Origin of the sequence: Escherichia sp. WS1118 (assembly GCF_046487695.1) — a bacterium.
Lineage (GTDB): Bacteria > Pseudomonadota > Gammaproteobacteria > Enterobacterales > Enterobacteriaceae > Escherichia > Escherichia coli.
The window spans coordinates 147,527-167,714 of the sequence record NZ_JBJQIZ010000003.1 but is presented as its reverse complement, the minus strand read 5'-3'; the positions used below and the strand labels follow the sequence as shown (position 1 = coordinate 167,714).

General features: G+C 52.2%; 18 protein-coding genes, 1 tRNA gene and 2 pseudogenes. 7 read left to right on the top strand and 14 right to left on the bottom strand.

From position 1 onward, the window contains the following. Positions 1 to 6 precede the first annotated feature (6 nt). From ACJHYO_RS06625 to ACJHYO_RS06615, 3 genes are read left to right on the top strand one after another with little or no spacing between them, the layout of a single operon-like run. Positions 7 to 1,266: a DUF1116 domain-containing protein gene (locus ACJHYO_RS06625; protein WP_085455221.1), complete on the top strand. Its 1,260-nt coding sequence runs from the start codon at positions 7 to 9 to the stop codon at positions 1,264 to 1,266. Between the two features lie 10 nt (positions 1,267 to 1,276). Then, a complete protein-coding gene (locus tag ACJHYO_RS06620; protein ID WP_001333961.1) occupies positions 1,277 to 2,092 on the top strand; it encodes a DUF2877 domain-containing protein in 816 nt (271 codons plus the stop codon). Continuing rightward, positions 2,089 to 2,982 (top strand): carbamate kinase, encoded by an 894-nt coding sequence (locus ACJHYO_RS06615; RefSeq protein WP_340531299.1) that lies wholly within the window; start codon positions 2,089 to 2,091, stop codon positions 2,980 to 2,982. The genes ACJHYO_RS06620 and ACJHYO_RS06615 overlap by 4 nt, the downstream gene beginning before the upstream one ends. 532 nt (positions 2,983 to 3,514) lie before the next feature. Here ACJHYO_RS06615 and purK read toward each other — a convergent pair. From purK to ppiB, 5 genes are all read right to left on the bottom strand, one after another. After that, entirely contained in the window at positions 3,515 to 4,582 is a 1,068-nt protein-coding gene (gene purK, locus ACJHYO_RS06610) for a 5-(carboxyamino)imidazole ribonucleotide synthase (protein WP_021513541.1), read from the bottom strand. Next, positions 4,579 to 5,088, bottom strand: coding sequence for a 5-(carboxyamino)imidazole ribonucleotide mutase (gene purE / locus ACJHYO_RS06605; RefSeq protein WP_001295318.1), 510 nt, complete (start codon positions 5,086 to 5,088; stop codon positions 4,579 to 4,581). The genes purK and purE overlap by 4 nt, the downstream gene beginning before the upstream one ends. 95 nt (positions 5,089 to 5,183) lie before the next feature. Beyond that, on the bottom strand, positions 5,184 to 5,513 hold the full coding sequence (locus ACJHYO_RS06600; RefSeq protein WP_001188438.1) for a hypothetical protein: 330 nt from the start codon (positions 5,511 to 5,513) through the stop codon (positions 5,184 to 5,186). 111 nt (positions 5,514 to 5,624) lie between these two features. Continuing rightward, positions 5,625 to 6,347 (bottom strand): UDP-2,3-diacylglucosamine diphosphatase, encoded by a 723-nt coding sequence (lpxH, locus tag ACJHYO_RS06595; RefSeq protein WP_000212245.1) that lies wholly within the window; start codon positions 6,345 to 6,347, stop codon positions 5,625 to 5,627. 2 nt (positions 6,348 to 6,349) lie between these two features. Further along, positions 6,350 to 6,844, bottom strand: a complete 495-nt coding sequence (gene ppiB, locus ACJHYO_RS06590; protein ID WP_000256006.1) for a peptidylprolyl isomerase B — start codon at positions 6,842 to 6,844, stop codon at positions 6,350 to 6,352. A gap of 173 nt (positions 6,845 to 7,017) precedes the next feature. Between ppiB and cysS the strand changes: the two genes are divergently transcribed. Beyond that, positions 7,018 to 8,403, top strand: a complete 1,386-nt coding sequence (cysS, locus tag ACJHYO_RS06585; protein WP_000912352.1) for a cysteine--tRNA ligase — start codon at positions 7,018 to 7,020, stop codon at positions 8,401 to 8,403. A 35-nt stretch (positions 8,404 to 8,438) separates the two neighbouring features. On the opposite strand, the gene ACJHYO_RS06580 is transcribed toward cysS, so the two are convergent. The 3 genes from ACJHYO_RS06580 to folD form a co-directional block, all read right to left on the bottom strand. Next, positions 8,439 to 8,960: a metal-dependent hydrolase gene (locus tag ACJHYO_RS06580; protein WP_001143519.1), complete on the bottom strand. Its 522-nt coding sequence runs from the start codon at positions 8,958 to 8,960 to the stop codon at positions 8,439 to 8,441. A gap of 107 nt (positions 8,961 to 9,067) precedes the next feature. Next, complete coding sequence (gene ybcJ / locus ACJHYO_RS06575; protein ID WP_000190298.1) at positions 9,068 to 9,280, bottom strand: ribosome-associated protein YbcJ; 213 nt, start codon at positions 9,278 to 9,280, stop codon at positions 9,068 to 9,070. 1 nt (position 9,281) lies between these two features. Beyond that, the gene (gene folD, locus ACJHYO_RS06570) at positions 9,282 to 10,148 is read right to left on the bottom strand and encodes a bifunctional methylenetetrahydrofolate dehydrogenase/methenyltetrahydrofolate cyclohydrolase FolD (protein WP_000729155.1); all 867 of its coding nucleotides are present in this window, start codon (positions 10,146 to 10,148) and stop codon (positions 9,282 to 9,284) included. Between the two features lie 40 nt (positions 10,149 to 10,188). Between folD and ACJHYO_RS06565 the strand changes: the two genes are divergently transcribed. Next, positions 10,189 to 10,386 carry a hypothetical protein gene (locus ACJHYO_RS06565; RefSeq protein WP_000025786.1) on the top strand — a complete coding sequence of 66 codons (198 nt, stop codon included), beginning with the start codon at positions 10,189 to 10,191 and terminating at the stop codon, positions 10,384 to 10,386. 32 nt (positions 10,387 to 10,418) lie between these two features. Beyond that, positions 10,419 to 10,495, top strand: a tRNA-Arg gene (locus ACJHYO_RS06560). Positions 10,496 to 10,510: 15 nt separating this feature from the next. Here ACJHYO_RS06560 and ACJHYO_RS06555 read toward each other — a convergent pair. Further along, positions 10,511 to 11,102 (bottom strand): annotated as a pseudogene (locus ACJHYO_RS06555) (site-specific integrase); the annotation flags it as partial. A gap of 18 nt (positions 11,103 to 11,120) precedes the next feature. On the opposite strand from ACJHYO_RS06555, the pseudogene ACJHYO_RS06550 reads away from it, so the two are divergent. Then, a pseudogene (locus ACJHYO_RS06550) lies at positions 11,121 to 11,491 on the top strand (tail fiber assembly protein); the annotation flags it as partial. A gap of 54 nt (positions 11,492 to 11,545) precedes the next feature. Here the strand turns inward: ACJHYO_RS06550 and ACJHYO_RS06545 are convergent. The 5 genes from ACJHYO_RS06545 to nrfB form a co-directional block, all read right to left on the bottom strand. After that, on the bottom strand, positions 11,546 to 12,214 hold the full coding sequence (locus ACJHYO_RS06545; protein WP_000239877.1) for a class I SAM-dependent methyltransferase: 669 nt from the start codon (positions 12,212 to 12,214) through the stop codon (positions 11,546 to 11,548). A 231-nt stretch (positions 12,215 to 12,445) separates the two neighbouring features. Then, positions 12,446 to 13,399, bottom strand: coding sequence for an omptin family outer membrane protease OmpT (ompT, locus tag ACJHYO_RS06540; RefSeq protein WP_001201842.1), 954 nt, complete (start codon positions 13,397 to 13,399; stop codon positions 12,446 to 12,448). 647 nt (positions 13,400 to 14,046) lie between these two features. Continuing rightward, positions 14,047 to 14,937 carry a DUF4434 family protein gene (locus ACJHYO_RS06535; protein ID WP_042018789.1) on the bottom strand — a complete coding sequence of 297 codons (891 nt, stop codon included), beginning with the start codon at positions 14,935 to 14,937 and terminating at the stop codon, positions 14,047 to 14,049. Beyond that, positions 14,938 to 17,910, bottom strand: coding sequence for a bacteriophage adsorption protein NfrA (gene nfrA / locus ACJHYO_RS06530; RefSeq protein WP_085455222.1), 2,973 nt, complete (start codon positions 17,908 to 17,910; stop codon positions 14,938 to 14,940). After that, positions 17,897 to 20,134: a cyclic di-3',5'-guanylate-activated glycosyltransferase NrfB gene (gene nrfB / locus ACJHYO_RS06525; protein WP_000383919.1), complete on the bottom strand. Its 2,238-nt coding sequence runs from the start codon at positions 20,132 to 20,134 to the stop codon at positions 17,897 to 17,899. Before nrfB ends, nfrA begins: the two co-directional genes overlap by 14 nt. Between the last annotated feature and the right edge of the window lie 54 nt (positions 20,135 to 20,188).

Sequence of the window (20,188 nt, the reverse complement as noted above, 5' to 3'; positions counted from 1 at the left end):
GTTCCCATGTTTACATCAGTGGCGCAAGCCAATGCTGCGGTTATCGAACAAATTCGTCGCGCTCGTTCACACTGGCTGGATGTGCAACCGGCTTCTTCACTTATCAGCGAACTAAACAAGGGCAAAACACTGCTTCACGCCGGGCCGCCAATGCGCTGGCAGGAGATGACCGGACCCATGAAAGGGGCGTGCGTGGGCGCATGTCTGTTCGAAGGCTGGGCGAAAGATGAAGCGCAGGCGCTGGCAATACTGGAGCAGGGGGAAGTGAACTTCATTCCTTGTCACCATGTGAATGCCGTCGGGCCAATGGGTGGCATTACTTCTGCCAGTATGCCGATGCTGGTGGTCGAGAACGTGACCGACGGCAACCGGGCGTACTGCAACCTCAACGAAGGTATCGGCAAAGTGATGCGTTTTGGCGCTTACGGCGAAGATGTCCTGACTCGCCATCGCTGGATGCGCGATGTGTTAATGCCAGTATTAAGCGCGGCGCTGGGGCGCATGGAGCGCGGTATCGATCTCACGGCAATGATGGCGCAGGGCATTACCATGGGCGATGAGTTTCATCAACGCAATATTGCTTCCTCTGCACTGTTAATGCGTGCGCTGGCCCCACAAATTGCTCGCCTCGATCATGATAAACAGCACATCGCCGAAGTGATGGATTTCCTCAGCGTGACCGATCAGTTCTTCCTCAATCTCGCGATGGCCTACTGCAAGGCGGCGATGGATGCAGGCGCGATGATCCGCGCAGGCAGCATCGTTACGGCTATGACCCGCAACGGCAATATGTTCGGGATTCGGGTCAGCGGGCTGGGTGAACGCTGGTTTACGGCGCCTGTAAACACTCCCCAAGGTCTGTTTTTCACCGGCTTCTCGCAGGATCAGGCGAACCCGGATATGGGCGACAGCGCGATTACCGAAACCTTTGGTATTGGCGGAGCGGCAATGATCGCAGCGCCTGGCGTAACGCGCTTTGTCGGTGCGGGTGGCATGGAAGCGGCCAGAGCGGTATCTGAAGAGATGGCGGAAATTTACCTTGAACGCAATATGCAATTGCAGATCCCCGGCTGGGATTTCCAGGGGGCGTGCCTGGGGCTGGACATTCGTCGCGTGGTAGAAACCGGCATTACGCCACTCATCAATACCGGTATCGCCCATAAAGAGGCGGGGATCGGGCAGATTGGCGCAGGCACCGTGCGGGCACCGCTGGCGTGCTTTGAACAGGCGCTGGAAGCACTGGCTGAAAGCATGGGGATTGGTTGAGGAACGCACAATGACGATCATCCATCCTCTACTTGCCAGCCGTAGCGCACCGAATTATCGCCAGTCCTGGCGGTTAGCGGGAGTGTGGCGGCGGGCGATTAACCTGATGACGGAAAGCGGCGAACTGTTAACGCTGCATCGTCAGGGGAGTGGTTTCGGCCCCGGCGGATGGGTGCTTCGCCGCGCGCAATTCGATGCGTTATGCGGTGGATTATGCGGCAATGAACGACCACAGGTTGTGGCACAAGGGATTCGCCTCGGGCGTTTCACGGTTAAACAGCCACAGCGTTATTGTTTGCTACGTATTACGCCGCCTGCGCATCCTCAAGCGCTTGCCGTTGCATGGATGCAACGCGCGGAGGAAACCGGGCTTTTCGGGCCACTGGCATTGGCGGCAAGCGATCCGCTGCCTGCTGAATTACGCCAGTTTCGTCACTGTTTTCAGGCCGCGCTCAATGGCGTTAAGACCGACTGGCGGCACTGGCTGGGTAAAGGCCCCGGATTAACGCCAAGTCATGATGACACGCTGAGCGGAATGCTGCTGGCGGCCTGGTATTATGGGGCTTTAGATGCGCGCTCCGGTCGCCCGTTTTTTGCCTGTTCCGACAATCTTCAACTCGTTACCACTGCGGTGAGCGTCAGTTATTTACGTTATGCCGCGCAAGGATATTTCGCCTCGCCACTCCTGCACTTTGTTCATGCTCTGAGTTGCCCGAAACGTACCGCAGCGGCGATCGATTCGCTGCTGGCGCTGGGGCATACGTCAGGGGCCGATACGCTGCTGGGGTTCTGGCTTGGCCAACAATTATTACAAGGAAAACCATGAAAACACTGGTTGTGGCTCTTGGGGGCAACGCCTTACTCCAGCGCGGTGAGGCGCTGACGGCAAAAAATCAATATCGCAATATTGCCAGTGCTGTACCCGCGCTGGCGCGCCTGGCCCGTTCTTATCGGCTGGCGATTGTTCACGGCAACGGACCGCAGGTGGGGCTGCTGGCGTTACAGAATCTGGCGTGGAAAGAGGTAGAACCGTATCCGCTGGATGTACTGGTGGCGGAAAGCCAGGGGATGATTGGCTATATGCTGGCGCAGAGCTTGAGCGCACAGCCGCAGATGCCGCCTGTCACGACGGTGCTGACGCGCATTGAGGTTTCGCCTGATGATCCGGCGTTTTTGCAGCCAGAGAAATTTATTGGTCCGGTTTATCAGCCAGAAGAACAAGAGGCACTGGAAGCGGCTTACGGCTGGCAGATGAAACGTGATGGTAAATATTTACGCCGGGTGGTGGCGTCTCCGCAACCGTGTAAAATTCTCGACAGCAAAGCCATCGAGTTGTTGCTCAAAGAGGGGCATGTGGTGATTTGCAGTGGCGGCGGCGGTGTGCCTGTGACGGAAGACGGGGCAGGGAGTGAAGCGGTGATTGATAAAGATCTCGCCGCTGCGTTGCTCGCCGAGCAGATTAATGCCGATGGACTGGTGATCCTCACCGATGCTGATGCGGTATATGAAAACTGGGGAACGCCGCAGCAACGTGCCATTCGCCATGCCACACCGGATGAGTTAGCGCCATTTGCCAAAGCCGATGGTTCGATGGGGCCGAAGGTAACGGCGGTGAGTGGCTATGTCAGAAGCCGTGGTAAACCCGCGTGGATTGGGGCGTTATCGCGGATTGAAGAGACGCTGGCGGGCGAAGCGGGGACTTGTATTTCGCTGTAGTGATGGGCACCAGGCAATTGGCACATCTAGCCTGATGCGATGCTGGCGCGTCTTATCAGGCCTACAGTCGGTGTTGGAGCGGTGGGCCGGATAAGGCGTTTACGCCGCGTCCGGCAATCGGCACACCATGCCTGATGCGATGCTGGCGCGTCTTATCAGGTCTACAGGCGGTGTCGGAACGGTAGGCCGGATAAGGCGTTCACGCCGCATCCGGCAATCGGCACACCATGCCTGATGCGATGCTGGCGCATCTTATCAGGCCTACAGTCGGTGTTGGAGCGGTGGGCCGGATAAGGCGTTTACGCCGCATCCGGCAATCGGCACACCATGCCTGATGCGATGTTGGCGCGTCTTATCAGGTCTACAGGCGGTGTCGGAACGGTAGGCCGGATAAGGCGTTCACGCCGCATCCGGCAATCGGCACACCATGCCTGATGCGATGCTGGCGCATCTTATCAGGCCTACAGGCGGTGTCGGAACGGTAGGCCGGATAAGGCGTTTACGCCGCATCCGGCAAGAAAATGAGCATCAATTAACTGAACTTGCTCTGCGCCCACATCACGCCGCTGGCATACTCCGGCGGCAGCAGTGGGATTAAGGCTTCCAGCGTCGCGGTCAGACGCGATGTGTCGCTGTCGGTCAAATTCAAATGCCCCACTTTACGGCCCGGACGGACTTCTTTGTCGTACCAGTGCAGATGCACAAGCGGCAGTTTCAGCCAGTCATAATTCAGATCGCTACCAATCAGATTGATCATCACCGACGGATTATTCACTACTGGTTGCGGTAACGGCAGATCGGTAATCGCCCGCAGATGTAGCTCAAACTGGCTGATGCTGGCACCGTTTTGCGTCCAGTGACCGCTGTTATGCACACGCGGAGCCAGTTCGTTGATCAGCAGACCTTGTGGGGTGACAAAACACTCCATTGCCATCACGCCTACATAGCTCAGCTCCTGCATAATCGCCGACAACATCTCTTCAGCTTGCGCCTGCAGCTGTGCGTTGGCCTGCGGGAAAGCGACGCTGGTGCGCAAAATGCCGTCCTGATGCAGGTTATGCGTCAGCGGATAAAACACGGTGCTGCCATCAAAACCGCGCGCGCCAACCAGCGACACTTCACCAGAGAAGTTTATGCCCTGCTCGACAATACATTCGCCGTAGCATTCAGCAGGTAACTGTTCGGTTTCATCGGCGCGTAAACGCCATTGACCGCGTCCGTCATAGCCACCAGTGCGGCGCTTAACAATCGCCAGCTCACCTAAACGATCAAACACCGCAGGCCACTCGCTGCGTTCGGAAAGTAACTGCCACGGTGCGGTCGGCAGGTGGAGCTTATCGAAAAGCTGCTTCTGAGTCAGACGGTCAGCAATAATCGGGAACACATCGCGGTTCACAAAGGCCGGATGGCGCGCCAGCTCGCGGGTTAATGCGGTTTCCGGCCAGCGTTCGATCTCAGCGGTAATCACGCTTTGTTGAAAAGGCACCGCCGCCGGTTCAGCGTCCAGCCCGACCGGCCAGACAGCAATGCCTAACGGTTCGCCTGCCTGGCGCAGCATACGGCCTAACTGCCCGTTACCGAGGACGCAAACCTGTCTCATGCCGCACCTCGCGGGTCCGGGTTTTCCAGCACTTCGTCAGTCTGGGCTTTGCGCCAGTCATTCAGACGCTGGTGCAGTTCTTTATCATGAGTCGCAAGAATTTGTGCTGCCAGTAACGCCGCGTTTGCCGCGCCAGCTTTACCAATCGCCAGCGTACCCACCGGAATGCCGCGCGGCATTTGTACGATGGAGTAGAGGCTATCGACACCGCTCAGTGCGGCGCTCTGTACTGGCACGCCCAGCACCGGCACCAGCGTTTTGGCGGCAATCATGCCAGGCAGGTGCGCTGCGCCGCCTGCGCCCGCAATAATCACCTGATAACCGTTCTCTTCGGCGCTTTCGGCGAAGCTGAACAGTTTATCGGGGGTGCGGTGAGCAGAAACCACTTCAACGTGGTGCGGGACATTCAGGATTTCGAAGATTTCGGCGGCGAACTGCATGGTAGCCCAGTCGCTTTTGGACCCCATCACGATGGCGACACGCGCCGGATTATTGCGGGAAGACATGCGTCTTAAAACTCCTGTGGTGCACAACTCTCGGCTTTAGAGGGCACAGAGAATAGCACGGAAAGAGTGCAAGGAAAACGGTTGCGTAGGCGGAATTAACCGTCAGTTGTTGAGTTTTTAATTTGTTCTGCGTGTTGATTATGCGCTCTGGCTGAACTGGCAAAGAATGCCCATATCAACACAATGCTCCATGGAAAAAAGCAAATACCGACAATCAATATAAATCTTTCTACAAAACGTTGGTTATGGGGGCGGGTGAGTACTAAATAAATGAGCCAGAAATAGACTATCCAGGAAATGACCGCCGCAGCTACCAGTGACAATGCGCCAAAATAGAAGCCGACAAGACCGAACCAGCTAATACACAGTGGCGCTCCTGCCGTAAGGGCGATGCCAGAAATCAAAAATCCGTTGCAGCGTTGCATAATAATATTCCCTGTTGTTATTTCACTCAGAGATTATTACCTTGCTGATTTTAAAAAAGATATACAGGTTGCGGTAGTTCGGTGCTTTTTTCAGAATCTGTCCATTCGTGGTCAGAAAGGAAAATGGATTAGCTCAACGTCATCCGCCGTGACTTTCACCATCGAACCTTCTGTATGCCAGGCACCCAGTACCACGCGAAAAGCCGTTTGCTGATTGGCGATAAGTTCATGCACCGCCGGGCGATGGGTATGCCCGTGGATCAGCCATTGCACTTGATGTTTTTCCATCGCACTGACCACCGCGTTTTGGTTAACGTCCATGATCGCCAGCGATTTACTGCTGTTGGCTTCTTTACTGTTCGCGCGCATTCGCGCGGCAATGCGTTTGCGCACAAACAACGGCAGGGCGAGGAATAGCGTTTGCAGCCAGGGTTTGTGGACTTTGGCACGAAAAGCCTGATAACCCGCGTCATCGGTGCACAGCGTGTCGCCATGCATAATCAACACCCGACGACCATAAAGTTCGAGCACCTTTTCTTCCGGCAATAACGTCATGCCGCTTTCACGGGCAAAGCGTTTGCCGAGCAGAAAATCACGGTTGCCATGAATGAAATAACAGGGAACGCCGGAATCGGATACCGCTTTGATCGCTGCGGCCATCTGGTGATGAAGTGGGTTGGGATCGTCGTCGCCGATCCAGGCTTCAAACAGATCGCCAAGAATATACAGCGCATCGGCCTTGCGGGCCTCCCCCGCTAAAAAACGCAGAAAACCGGCGGTGATCGCCGGTTCTTCCACGCAGAGATGAAGATCTGCAATAAAGAGTGTCGCCACGATTACTCGCTAACGGTCACGCTTTCAATGATAACGTCTTCTTTTGGCACGTCCTGGTGCATACCGCTACGACCGGTTGCCACACCTTTGATTTTGTCTACCACGTCCATGCCTTCAACCACTTCAGCAAATACGCAGTAGCCCCAACCTTGCAGGCTTTCGCCAGAGAAATTCAGGAAGTCGTTATCAACCACGTTGATGAAGAACTGGGCAGTTGCAGAGTGCGGTGCCTGAGTACGGGCCATTGCCAGCGTACCACGGGTATTTTTCAGACCGTTGTTCGCTTCGTTTTTGATCGGGTCTTTGGTGGTTTTTTGCTTCATGCCCGGTTCAAAACCGCCGCCCTGAATCATAAAGCCGTTGATAACACGGTGGAAAATGGTGTTGTTGTAAAAACCTTCGCGGCAGTAGTCCAGGAAGTTTTTAACTGTTTCAGGTGCTTTATCGTCAAAAGTTTTGATGACAATATCGCCGTGATTGGTGTGGAAAGTAACCATTTTTGCATCCTGTTCCGTTTGATTGGTGCTTCAACCCGGTTCGGGTCATATATAGGGTGGTGTTATAGCATAACCGCACGATCGGATCATCACGCAATGTATGCTGATTCGCGCGGGAAATATGGGTATTATACGCAACTCAATTACCCACACATGTCTAAACGGAATCTTCGATGCTAAAAATCTTCAATACTCTGACACGCCAAAAAGAGGAATTTAAGCCTATTCACGCCGGGGAAGTCGGCATGTACGTGTGTGGAATCACCGTTTACGATCTCTGTCATATCGGTCACGGGCGTACCTTTGTTGCCTTTGACGTGGTTGCGCGCTATCTGCGTTTCCTCGGCTATAAGCTGAAGTATGTGCGCAACATTACTGATATCGACGACAAAATCATCAAACGCGCCAATGAAAATGGCGAAAGCTTTGTGGCGCTGGTGGATCGCATGATCGCCGAAATGCACAAAGATTTTGATGCTTTGAACATTCTGCGCCCGGATATGGAGCCGCGCGCGACGCACCATATCGCCGAAATTATTGAACTCACTGAACAACTGATCGCCAAAGGTCACGCTTATGTGGCGGACAACGGCGACGTGATGTTCGACGTCCCGACCGATCCGACATATGGCGTGCTGTCGCGTCAGGATCTCGATCAGCTGCAGGCAGGCGCGCGCGTTGACGTGGTCGACGACAAACGCAACCCGATGGACTTCGTTCTGTGGAAGATGTCGAAAGAGGGCGAACCGAGCTGGCCGTCTCCGTGGGGCGCGGGCCGTCCTGGCTGGCACATTGAGTGTTCGGCAATGAACTGCAAACAGTTGGGTAACCACTTTGATATCCACGGCGGCGGTTCTGACCTGATGTTCCCGCACCACGAGAACGAAATTGCCCAGTCCACCTGTGCGCACGATGGCCAGTATGTGAATTACTGGATGCACTCCGGTATGGTGATGGTTGACCGCGAGAAGATGTCTAAATCGCTGGGTAACTTCTTCACCGTGCGTGATGTGCTGAAATACTACGATGCGGAAACTGTGCGTTACTTCCTGATGTCGGGTCACTATCGCAGTCAGTTGAACTACAGCGAAGAGAACCTGAAGCAGGCGCGTGCGGCGCTGGAACGTCTCTATACTGCCTTGCGCGGCACAGACAAAACCGTTGCTCCTGCCGGTGGCGAAGCGTTTGAAGCGCGCTTTATTGAGGCGATGAACGACGATTTCAACACCCCGGAAGCCTATTCCGTACTGTTTGATATGGCGCGTGAAGTGAACCGTCTGAAAGCAGAAGATATGGCAGCGGCGAATGCAATGGCGTCTCACCTGCGTAAACTTTCCGCTGTATTGGGCCTGCTGGAGCAAGAACCGGAAGCGTTCCTGCAAAGCGGCGCGCAGGCAGACGACAGTGAAGTGGCTGAGATTGAAGCGTTAATTCAACAGCGTCTGGATGCCCGTAAAGCGAAAGACTGGGCGGCGGCAGATGCGGCGCGTGACCGTCTTAACGAGATGGGGATCGTGCTGGAAGATGGCCCGCAAGGGACCACCTGGCGTCGTAAGTAATTGCGCTATTGCCGGATGCGAGTTTTCGCATCCGGTTATCGTCTGCGCCACCACAACATTCCCATCAGTAGCATCCCCGGCAACCACACCCACATCAATTCAGAAATAATCACCTTATGCCCGTACGGCGTGGTGTAACGAGACAATGCAAACGGCGCGACTTTAATCACCTGCCAGGGAGCGAAAAAGCGTTCATCTGACCACGGCCACAGCCAGCCAACCCCTTTACCGCCAGTGGTTACCGAATCCAGCAAGCTGTGCGATAGCAACGAGACGGTTAAAAACAGCCAGCAGCGAATCAGCCCAGCCCTGAACCATCGACGCCCAATCAGCACACATAACAGCGGGACAACAAACGCAAACACCAGCGAATGGGTAAATCCGCGATGACCAAAAACGTTGCCGTAAGCAACGCCAAATTTAAACGATAATACGTCGGCATCAGGCAACATCGCCAGGACGATTCCGGCAAATAACAGACGCGGTGGGATGGCTTTCGAACCCAACCCTAAACCAATGCATAGGGGAACGGCGGCGTGCGTAATAACGGTTGGCATGATGGTCGCTTCGGCAAAATGTCGATGCTATCAGCATGGATGAACGGGGCGTAGAGGGCAAAAGTCTGAAAAGAGAACCGGCCTGTTGATACAGGCCGGGAAAGGGATCAGGCAACAACCTGTACGCTGTGACCTGCAAAACTCACTGTCTGACCGGCGACAATTTTGCAGCGTTTGCGCGTTTCAACCGCACCGTCGACTTTCACCTGGCCTTCGGCAATCGCGATTTTCGCCTGCGCGCCGCTTTCGCTCCAGCCTTCCAGTTTCAGCAAGTCGCACAGCTCAACGTGCGGATATTTACCTAAAGAAAATGTCGCCATGTTACTCACCCTGTGGATCATGATATTCAACGCACGCCTGTAGCGTGTTTTCAATCAGCGTGGCAACCGTCATCGGGCCAACGCCGCCCGGAACAGGCGTAATGTATGAGGCGCGTTTAGCCGCGTCTTCAAACACGACGTCGCCCACAACTTTGCCATTTTCCAGACGGTTGATGCCGACATCAATCACAATTGCGCCTTCTTTGATCCAGTCACCAGGAATAAAGCCCGGCTTGCCGACGGCAACGATCAGTAGATCGGCATTTTCTACGTGGTGACGCAGATTTTTAGTGAAACGGTGGGTCACGGTAGTGGTGCAACCTGCCAGCAGCAGTTCCATGCTCATTGGGCGACCGACGATATTCGATGCGCCAATCACCACGGCGTTAAGGCCGAAGGTATCAATGTTGTAACGCTCAAGCAGCGTGACGATACCGCGCGGGGTACAGGGACGCAGACGTGGCGCGCGCTGGCACAGACGACCGACGTTGTAAGGATGGAAACCGTCCACGTCTTTGTCCGGATGAATACGTTCCAGCACTTTGACGTTATCAATACCCGCCGGTAACGGCAGTTGAACCAGAATGCCATCAATGGTGTTGTCGGCATTCAGCGCATCGATAAGTTCCAGCAGCTCCGCTTCGCTGGTGGTTTCCGGGAGGTCATAAGAGCGGGAGACGAACCCGACTTCTTCACAAGCCTTGCGTTTGCTTGCGACATAAATTTGCGATGCAGGGTTGCTACCCACCAGCACAACGGCCAGTCCTGGCGCCCGCAGTCCGGCTGCAATACGCGCCTGAACTTTTTGAGCAACTTCAGAGCGCACCTGCTGCGCAATCGTTTTACCGTCAATAATCTTTGCTGCCATCAGAGAGAGGATTCCATCTGTTACGTAGGTCGAAGGGGATGTGTCTATTTTGTCAGAAGCGTGGCGCGCTGTCAGTTTTCGTTTTCTGAAAAGTAAAACCTTCTGTACCTGGCTGATTCACACCTATCATGATAACCGTCGTTGGTTTGCCGCCATAGTGAGCTACATCAGATGCGGTCGTACACTTGTTCAGCAACTGGTTCAAAAGCCATTGACTCAGCAAGGGTTGACCGTATAATTCACGCGATTACAGCACACCGTGGTATCAATGCGCCCTTAGCTCAGTTGGATAGAGCAACGACCTTCTAAGTCGTGGGCCGCAGGTTCGAATCCTGCAGGGCGCGCCATTAAAATTCAATCAGTTACGCCTTCTTTATTTCTTCTATAATTCCAGAGTGGGACATTATCACCAAAAATGTCGTCTATTTTCCTCGCGTGCTCAGTCAAATGATTAGGCGCAAGGTGAGCATATCTACGAACCATTTCTCTGGACTCCCATCCGCCCATTTCCTGAAGCACTGATAATGGGACGCCTGACTGAATCAGCCAGCTTGCCCAGGTGTGTCTGAGGTCATGGAAACGGAAATCTTCAATTCCTGCACGACGACAAGCTGATAGCCATGCTGTCTTGCTGTCGATGCGCATCTTCCTGACCGCAGGCGTTGATGTTCCATCTGCTCGCTTAGCCGCCTTGGTATGTACAAACACCCATTTGTGATGCTTGCCTATTTGATCACGCAACACTTTACAGGCGGTATCGTTCAGCGCCACACCAATGGCGCGGTTTGATTTGCTATCTTCTGGATTCACCCTGGCAACTTGTCGCTGCATGTCAATCTGTTGCCACTCCAGATTTATGATGTTCGACTTTCTCAGAACAGTTACCAGCGCAAACTTGACGACAGATTTCAGTGGCTCGGGGCTCTCATCAATCAGGCGTTTTTCCTGATTCTTTTGTAAGTCTCTTGTGCCATTCCACCTCATACAGGTTTGCCTGCAAACAGTACTGATATTGCCCAGATATTCCGGCTGGCTTCGTGGTTGTTTTCAACAGTGATGAGGCATCGTGGCATCTCGTTGAAGACCATCGGGGTAAAACGGTTTATGACGTGGCATCAGGGGACGCGTTATTTATTTCTGAGCTCGGTCCGTTACCGGAAAATGTTACCTGGTTATCCCCGGCAGGGGAGTTTCAGAAGTAGAACGGCACATCATGGATAAAGGATACGGAGGAAGAAACCTCGTTGCTGGAAGCCTGTAAGATGTATCGGGTGTTGCTGAACCGAGTTGATACATCAACTGCCCCTGATATTGAGTGGCCTGTGAACCCTGTCAGAGAGTAATCATTGGGATTATGCCGCAGCACGTCGTGCGCAAGAACGTGCTGCGGCTGGATGCTATTTTTTCCCTGAAGCGGAAAACATTACTACAGTACCTTTAACCTTGGTTTTAACATTCTCGAAATGCTCTGAGAGTATATGTGTTAAGCCTTCTTCGGAATCTTTTGTGTTTGAAAAGATGCCTTTCTGATTGTAAATGCGCATCAGTTTTTGACCGAAGCTATTGTGCACAACGCCGTCACCAAGAATTGTGGCTCCGTATAGAGTTCCATCGTCAGTTAAGGCCTGCGCCGCATTGCGTATTACACAGCTTTTTGTAGATATATTTCCAGGCAGGCAGTGAAGAAGGTAAAACATGGAAATGGAATCAAATTGACCATGTAACGCCGCGGGATAAGGATCAAAAACATCATGGCTAATTTTATGTTTAATTTTTGATTCCCCAGCCCTTGTCGATGCCGCGTTCAGGCTAGCTTCGTTCAAATCCATTAAAGATATCAGACTACTCTCAGGTACGTGAGTAAGGTAAAACCCAGTTCCAACGCCAATATCCAGATGGTTGTTACCTAAATGTTCCAGAAAGTGTGGAAGAAGGTGTTCCTTTGTAGGACATCCCCATGCAAGCCGATTTGATACACCCAAAACCCACCAGTCATAAAGCTTTAGGGTAAGTGGTGTGTAAATTTTAGCCCCATCATCTGTGTTTTTTTTCATTAGTTTCACCATGTTATAGTTTTATTTGTGAATTAAATCAATTATAGCGATGAATTACAAGGGGTTAAATGATGCCACGGCATAACGAATTTGAATATATTGAGTCTTGTGTTGCGGTAAGAGGTTACACGCCAGGACGCAGGTTAAATGCTTACAAGATTAGGGGATATTGTTTGCTTTTAACGGTAAACAAATTCCCCGGGGCTATACAATACCACCGGGGAGAAAATCTATTTAACGTTGTTAAAAGGTGTACTTAAGACCAGCAGTAGTGATGAAGTTATAGTTTTCTATGCCTGCACCATTTTTGCTGTAGTCAGAAGTGTTATCATTGTGATCATAAAGTGAAGTATTACCTTTTTTATTCGTAACCCGATTCCATGCGCCTTCAACATAAACTTTTGCGTTAGGTGTTACGTAATAACCTGCATTGACTGCAACAGAATAGTAATTTTGGTCTTTGACTTTACTGCGATAAGTGATTCTTTTTCCTGGGTCATAATGTTCATCGTTATCAGATGCTTCCACCCAGCCGCTGTATTTAAATGTGCCACCTAGCTCAAAATCTTCATAACGATAACTTCCAGTCAAGCCAATGTAGGGCATTTTAAAACGTTGTTTGTAGCCGATTGCTCTTTCTCCATTCGGGAAGGAGCCGATATCATCTCTGAATCCCTCCTCAGAACTGTAGATATAGGAACCACCTCTGGCTGTAAAGCTATAACGGCTTTCCTGATATCCGGCCATGAGTCCCAGGCGGTAATTGGGTTCGTTGAGGAGCCAGCCTTTGATATTCAGATCAAATTCGTTGGCATAATTGAGTTGTGTATCAGGGTGTCTACTTTCATCCGTCCAGGTTCCGGGGTTACTGGAATCCATCCAGTCCTGATCGACCATATTGCCACCTCGGCTGCCGAGTGTTGTCCAGCCAGCAGCCCCGATAGATATCTGGGGCATCAAATCCCAATTAATTGCACCTTTAATAATTGCAGCGTTATTGAATTTCCAGTCAAGTTGACTGACTTTTCGGCCTCCTTCTTCGGCTAGATAAACACGCTCTTTTGTTTTTCCGCTCAGAGTTCCAAGACTAATGTCCGCATTTATGTTGTCAGGAGTAAACGATAAAGTCTCGGTAGAAGCAAAAGAGCTGATCGCAATAGGGGTTGTCAGGACTATTCCCAGAAGTTTCGCCCGCATAAAAGGTCTCCATTCAATCGTTTTAATGATTGAGTATGTATTTTTTATATCTAACTTAATGAGTCAATTGTATATTGCCCCACTGTTTATATTTTGTTTAACATTGGATTTTTGTCACAATGCGCTGTCAGTTTTTTAGTTTAATTGTCTGTTTGTGTTTTGTATTGTGGTTTTATGGGCTAATTATTTTTTTCTTTGTGGAGTTTTTATCTATTCAAGTGCCATGCCTTTAGATGCATATTAGCGATAATAGCATGAGGTTTATCCTCAATTGCTGTGTTTTTTAGTATAAAAAAGAGGAACAAAACTGAGACACATAAGGCCTCGCAATGGCTTGCAAGGTTTTACATATTTTGAGGTAGTGGGACGTGTGAACGCAGAGATGGCGCGGTAATTTGTTGACTTAAAATGTCGTTCCTGGAGTTTCTAAGCCGTGGGCTACAGGTTCGAATCCTGCAGGGCGAGCCATTTATTTGTTCCCTTTTACAAATTACACCATCACTTTGTTGTCGCGGTTTTGCTAAATAATTGGAACGCGTCAGACGAATAAAATGAAAACAGAATTTCTGCTAAACAATTCATCTTGCCAGGATTTTGATTAGGAAAGTGAAAAGGAAAGGAGCAAACTAAGTTGCTCCCTTTAATCATTAATACTCAAGGATACTCTGCGCGACGGGCAAATAGCGCAGAGAGAAATAGAGCGTGTCTTTACCGCAAGAGGAACGTTTCGCTAACAGCGAGGCAATTTCTGCGTTCGGTTTCGGTTTCGCTGTAAACGTTTTACCTTTACCAGCGACAAACAGTTCATAAACAATGCCGCTTGCTGGGGCGGAACTTTGGCAATCGGCGCTGGCCTGTAGATAACGTTCACGCTGTTCAGCGGTCAGTTTATCCACGCCGCTGCCATCCTGTACCCAGACATTAACACCGGTTGCTTTAACTTGTTCCAGCAGTTGGCGATAGCCATCTGGCGACATGTTTCCGGCGAAAAAACTACTGATATAAACCGGTTTTGCTGAAACATCGCTAATCAACCGCTGCGCGTTGTTTAACCATGTTAGCAAAGGCTGACGGGCGGCTTCGCTGCGCCAGTTCAGGTCGTCAATTTCCGCGCTGATGTACCAGCCATCCGGCGTTACGCCAGGCACGGCGCTCCATAATCTGGCTTGCTGGAGATCGGCAGCCAGCAGGCGATTAAGATAGCTTTCCAGCGCTGCGGACGACTGTTTCTGGTGCATAAAAAATTCCGGATCGGCGTTCAGCCCGACAATCAGCTTCAGGCCAGCCTGTTGCGCAGCAGCGGCACGCTTAAACAATAACGCGCGCTGTTCTGGCTGGGTGAATGCATCGCCGTAACGGGTCCATTGCAAAACCAGGGTATCGAAGCCTTGCAAACGTAACTGACTCATCAGCCCCTGCCACTGGGTATCGGTAACCTGACTATCACGGTTTTGTGGTTGCCAGATAATACCTTTCATCGCAAAGGAAAAAGGGCTGACCAAAAGCAGTGTCAACAATACGAAAATGAACTTACGCATTTACCAGTGCACTCCAATGGTGAGAAACGCGTTGTTGCGCTCTCCGTTACGTTGATTAATCGCCTTAAAGGTATGTTGATACTCGACGCCGAGACTGACTTTGTGCGGCCAGGCGTCGTAGTGCGTCTCGCCGGTCCAGATATTCCAGCGGACCCCGACACCGCCAAGCTGCGCGCCCTGAGTGCCTTTATCACGATAGCCGTTGTCCTGAAGGTGAGCATAAGGCTCAATAGTCTGCCCGTTTGCCACCTTCTGATGCCAGCTGACGCGATAATCTGCCGTCCACGCCTGAATATCCTGGCGGATATATTGCGCCGCATCGAGGTACAGGTTTTGGGCAAACCAGCCTGAACCGTTCGGGTGCCATTCGTCGCTGTATTTGCCGCCATTAAAGAATGAGGCGCTGGCGCGCAGCATGGTATCGGATGCGCCATTTTGTCCGTTCAGCGGCAACTGCTGTTCGACGGCGAGGAAAAAGATCTGATCGCGCAGCGGCTTCCAGCGCAGACCGGTGCCGGACATCGGATTTTTCACCGGCATCATCACCCCGTTTTCTCCGGTATCGGCAAAGACGCGGCTATAAACTGAGAGCAGGTCGCCTTCCAGCAGCATATTGCGTCCGATGCGGTACTCGGCTTCCAGTTGTCCGTAGCTACGATAGCTTTTCCCTGGCGCTGCACCGCCGACATTATTGTTAGCGGTACTCATTGCGCCGGAACGCAAGCCGATAGAAGAATCGAAACTGAACGTCCAGCGGCGACCGACCTCCTCATGCAGACGGCGGAAATTGAAGCGTTGCTGATTTTGCTCTGGGGTCAGTGGGGTTATCAGCGCCTGATTATCAATGTCATCAATCACCAGCCGGGCGTAGTGCTGCGTCGCAGGCATGTCATCCAGACGCTGGTTCACGTAGGCCAGTTGTCGGATAAGTGCCGGATCGTCCGGTAGCCCTTTATGCGCCTGTTCGAGCATTTCCCGCGACTGTGCGATATCACCGCTATCCCACAAGGCGTAACCAAGCGCTGCCTGGGTGTTGCTATTATTCGGTTCCAGTTCCAGCGCGGCGCGCAAATCACTCACCGCCGCCGGGACATTATGACGTTGGCGATAAATTGTTGCCCGCGCAACGTAAGCGTTGGCAGAAGGCGCAATATTGATTGAGCGCGTGAGATCGTTCAGTGCGAGTTCCGGCTGACCAGGAATGTAACGTTGCGCATGCAGCCACCAGTAGAGGGCATTGTTTCCCAGCCCACGTTGTTCAGCCTGTTGTAACCAGCGATCGCGAGCCGCGCCATTTCCTGCCGCCTGGGCGGTATTGGCAGCAGCAAGCAGATCCTCATTGCTCATGTCGTGAAGACTGATTTTCTGCCAGGCCGCCAGTGCGGTGGTGTAATCCTCAACCTGATACGCCTGATAGGCTACCGCACGATGTTGCCAGGCGTTCGGTTGTCGTTGTTCGGCCTGAAGCCATGCATACAACGCCACACCGGGTAGCGTGTCCCGATAACACTTTGCCAGACGGTTCCAGGCGGCAGCATCGTAAGAAGGCGACATATCGCCCAGCAAGCGAACTATTGCCGGGCAATTATCAGCAATACCCGGCAACTGACTTTGCCACTGACGTTGCTCCGCCAGCGGTAAAGGTTTCGATAAAATTGCCACCTTCGCCGGCGTTGCCAGGTAAGGATGACTTTCCAGCAGAGACGCCAGTCGCGCCATTAACGTCTGGCTGACACGCGCATCGCCCTGGAAAGGATAGCGTTGCAGCAATAAATCGGCAGCTTCGCGTGACTGCCCGTTCTGCATCAGTTGCCAGGTCAGTTGATCCAGGCGGGTAAGATTTGCCGGTTCTTGCTGATACAGCAATCGTGCCAGACGCAGAGCTTCAGCCTTGTTACGGGTCGCTACGCTAACGGCATAACGCTCCTCAAGCATTTCATTGGCGGGGAGGGTGGCGAGTAGTTTTTGCGCTGCGCCGTACTGACCTTCTTTTAACAGCACCGGTAGCGTCGCGCCAACAACATACTGGCGGTTGTCGGCAAACTGTACCGTATAATTCGCCAACGCCTGAACGGGGTTGCCGCTGTATTTAGATAACAGATAGAGCCAACTTTTCTCTTGTGCGTCCGTGGTAAATAGCGGCGTATTTTCAATGAGATAATGCTGGAGGCGTGCTTTTTCGCCACGATAAGCCAGCGCGGTCGCGTAAGTAATATATGACTGAGGATCGGTGAAGATCTCCTGTGATTGCAGCGCCAGGATCCGATCGTCCAGCTGCCCGGCAAGAAGCACGTCAAACCACTGACGGCGTTCTGCCGCGCTTAATGTGTTCTGCTGGCGTGCTTCATTGTATAGCGTATCTGCCTGGGACCATTGTTTCAGGTAGATTGCGCGTTGCAGCAGATCGGTTCGCAGCGTTTTTCCTTCCGGCGATGCAGCAAACGTCGCATCGTTCAGTTGCGCTCTGGCGACAGGTAATTGTGCCAGCCGCAGGGCATTCTGCCCGACTTCACTGCGACAACGCAGGGTCGGCGCAGCATCGCACGCTTTTTGCTGGGCAAGCAGTTCTTCAACAGTCGTAACGCTTTTCACTTCAACAGGAATAGCCGCCAGACTGCGCTCAAGCCGATCATCTCCTGGGTGACGTTTCAGTTGATCCTCAAGCAACAGCCGCGCCCGGTCATCATGACCAAAATGGCGATAGGCTTCCGCAAGGTATAAAGTCAGCGGAATATTATCCGGCACCTGCTGGTGTATATATTCAAATTCGCGGATGGCGGTTGCTTCGTCGTTATTTTTCTGTGCCTTCAGCGCCTTATCGAGACGGGGATAAATAACAAAATGGCGATAATCGCTCAGCCCCAGCTCTTCTGCGCTGGTGCCGATATTGTCTGCGAGTGCGCTGGTACTCAATAAAGACGTCAGCAGTAAACCAGACCATCCGATGACGCGATTAAGGTTATTCTCCTTCATTTTCGGACTCCAGTTGTGCAACCTGTTCAGTGTTTAAACCTGCTTTGAGTAATAGTGATTGCATCGAAACTTGTAATTCGCGTTGAATTGTCAGGACGCGATCCAACGTTTCCTGGCTGATAACGCCTTCGGTGACCAAAAACTTGCCGAGCGGCAGAGAACTGCGTTCATGGCGCAATAACAACACGTTAATTGCTGAACGATTAATATGACCGAGCGTGGTCAGTATTTCTGCGAACAGGAACTGATGCGGCACATATTGCCGCCAGATTTCACCGGCCTGCTGTTCCGTGAGCCACTGATGCTGAACTGCATTGTACAACATTGCCCGCGGATCGTGACCGCGTCGGCGTGCATACCAGTGGCGTAATCCGGTGACAATTTGTCCCCGCAGAACAATGACGTAACGCACTTTGCGTCCGACTTTACGCGTCAGGGCCGCCAGCGAAACCGGGTCAATACCATCTTCACTGCCGACAATTAACTCATCATTGTCCAGACGCAGCGGCAGTACCGCATAATGCAACGCCACGGAGGCCGGCATTTCGGCAATCAGCGAGGAAGGGATCTGCCAGGCATCGATGGATTCCCACGCCACGCCGTTTTGCTCTGCCAGCGCCTGTGCCAGTTGCTCGGCGCTAATCAGCCCCTGCATCAGCATTGAACCGCCCAGGCGTAGACCTTCGACGCGATTACGCAGTGCTGTATCGAGTTGTTCTTCAGTGATGACCTGATTTTCCAGCAGGATTTGACCTAACGGACGCAACGAGCGGGTATCGCCAGTCACGCTGGGGAAGTCATGCGTTGTTTTATCCCACGCGACGCGACGTGGATCGCCGTGTTGAAGTACCTGTTTTAACGCGCGCCAGTTGGCCATGAAGTTAATCAGGTTGCCCCAGAAAAGACGCAGGACAGATAGCAGCCCCTGCGTCAGGCCGTAGTAGCCAGTAACGAAAATCACCCGCTGCACGATGCGGTTAATCATCAAGCCAAAGTTTAGCCACAGCAGAGTCATTAACCATGCGCTGCCGCTGAAAATAGAAAGGAAATGCCAGGCATCGGGCCACAAACTTTCATACGCCAGCAACAGCAAAAGCTGTATCATCACCAGCATCGCGAGGAAGCTGACAAAGTTACTGATTGCCCCTTTGCGGTCGCGCCAGAGAAAGTAGTTCAGCGTCAGGCTGGAGGTCCATTTGTGGGTTTTAAAGCCCTGGAAAACAATGCCGATGATCCAGCGAGATTTTTGCCGAACCGCAGTCGAAAAGGTATCGGGGAAATATTCGCGCACGCAGATCATGTTTGACGTCCGTGCATGCTGTAAAAATTTACGCTGCTCGCGTTCTTTGGCTTCGTCCACCACCGGAAAACGGACAAAAATTTCCGTCATACCTTTCTCTTTCAGGCGGAAGCCAATGTCGTAATCTTCAGTCAGACTCTGCACGTCGAAAGCAATACCGTCACCGTCAGCTAACAGTGCGGTCACGGCGCGGCGGCTGAAACAGGTGCCGACGCCTGCGCTGGGCACCTGTCCGGCGAGGGCTTCACGCACCGGAACATCTTTGCCATGCAGTTCTGAAAACTCATCAATGTAGGTCATGCTGGTGAAGTGCGTCCATTCGCGTTCGAACGGATACACTGGGATCTGAATCAGATCTTTACGCTCGACCAGATAGTTGAACAGACGCAATTCCATCGGTGAAATCACATCTTCGGCGTCATGCAGAATAAAACCAGCAAAAGCGAAATTGGCGCTACGTTCAAATTGGGTGATGGCGTCCAGCACGTTGTTCAGACAGTCGGCTTTGCTGGTGGGGCCAGGACGCGCGCAGACTACCTTATGCACGTTCGGGAAGCGAGCGCACACTTCGTCAACATCACGCTGAGTATCGGGGTCGTTGGGGTAGGTGCCAACAAAGATATGATAGTTTTCGTAGTCGAGCGTGGTCGCCGCCAGCTCGGCCATATTGCCGATGACGCCCGTTTCATTCCACGCCGGAACCATAATCGCTAACGGTTTTTCATCTGGTTTATACAGTTCGCGGTAACTCATTCGCGGGTAGCGGCGATAAACACTCAACTTGCGTTTAATGCGGCGTACCCAGTAGACGACATCAATAAAAAAATCGTCCAGCCCGCTGATGAACATAATGACCGCTAACGTTATCGCGATTACTTTTAAGCCGTAGAGCCAGGTAGCAAAAACATCAAGAAGCCAGTCCACACAAAAACCTTACATTAACGCTGGTTATGTTTAGGGTGGCGTATATTAAGGTTT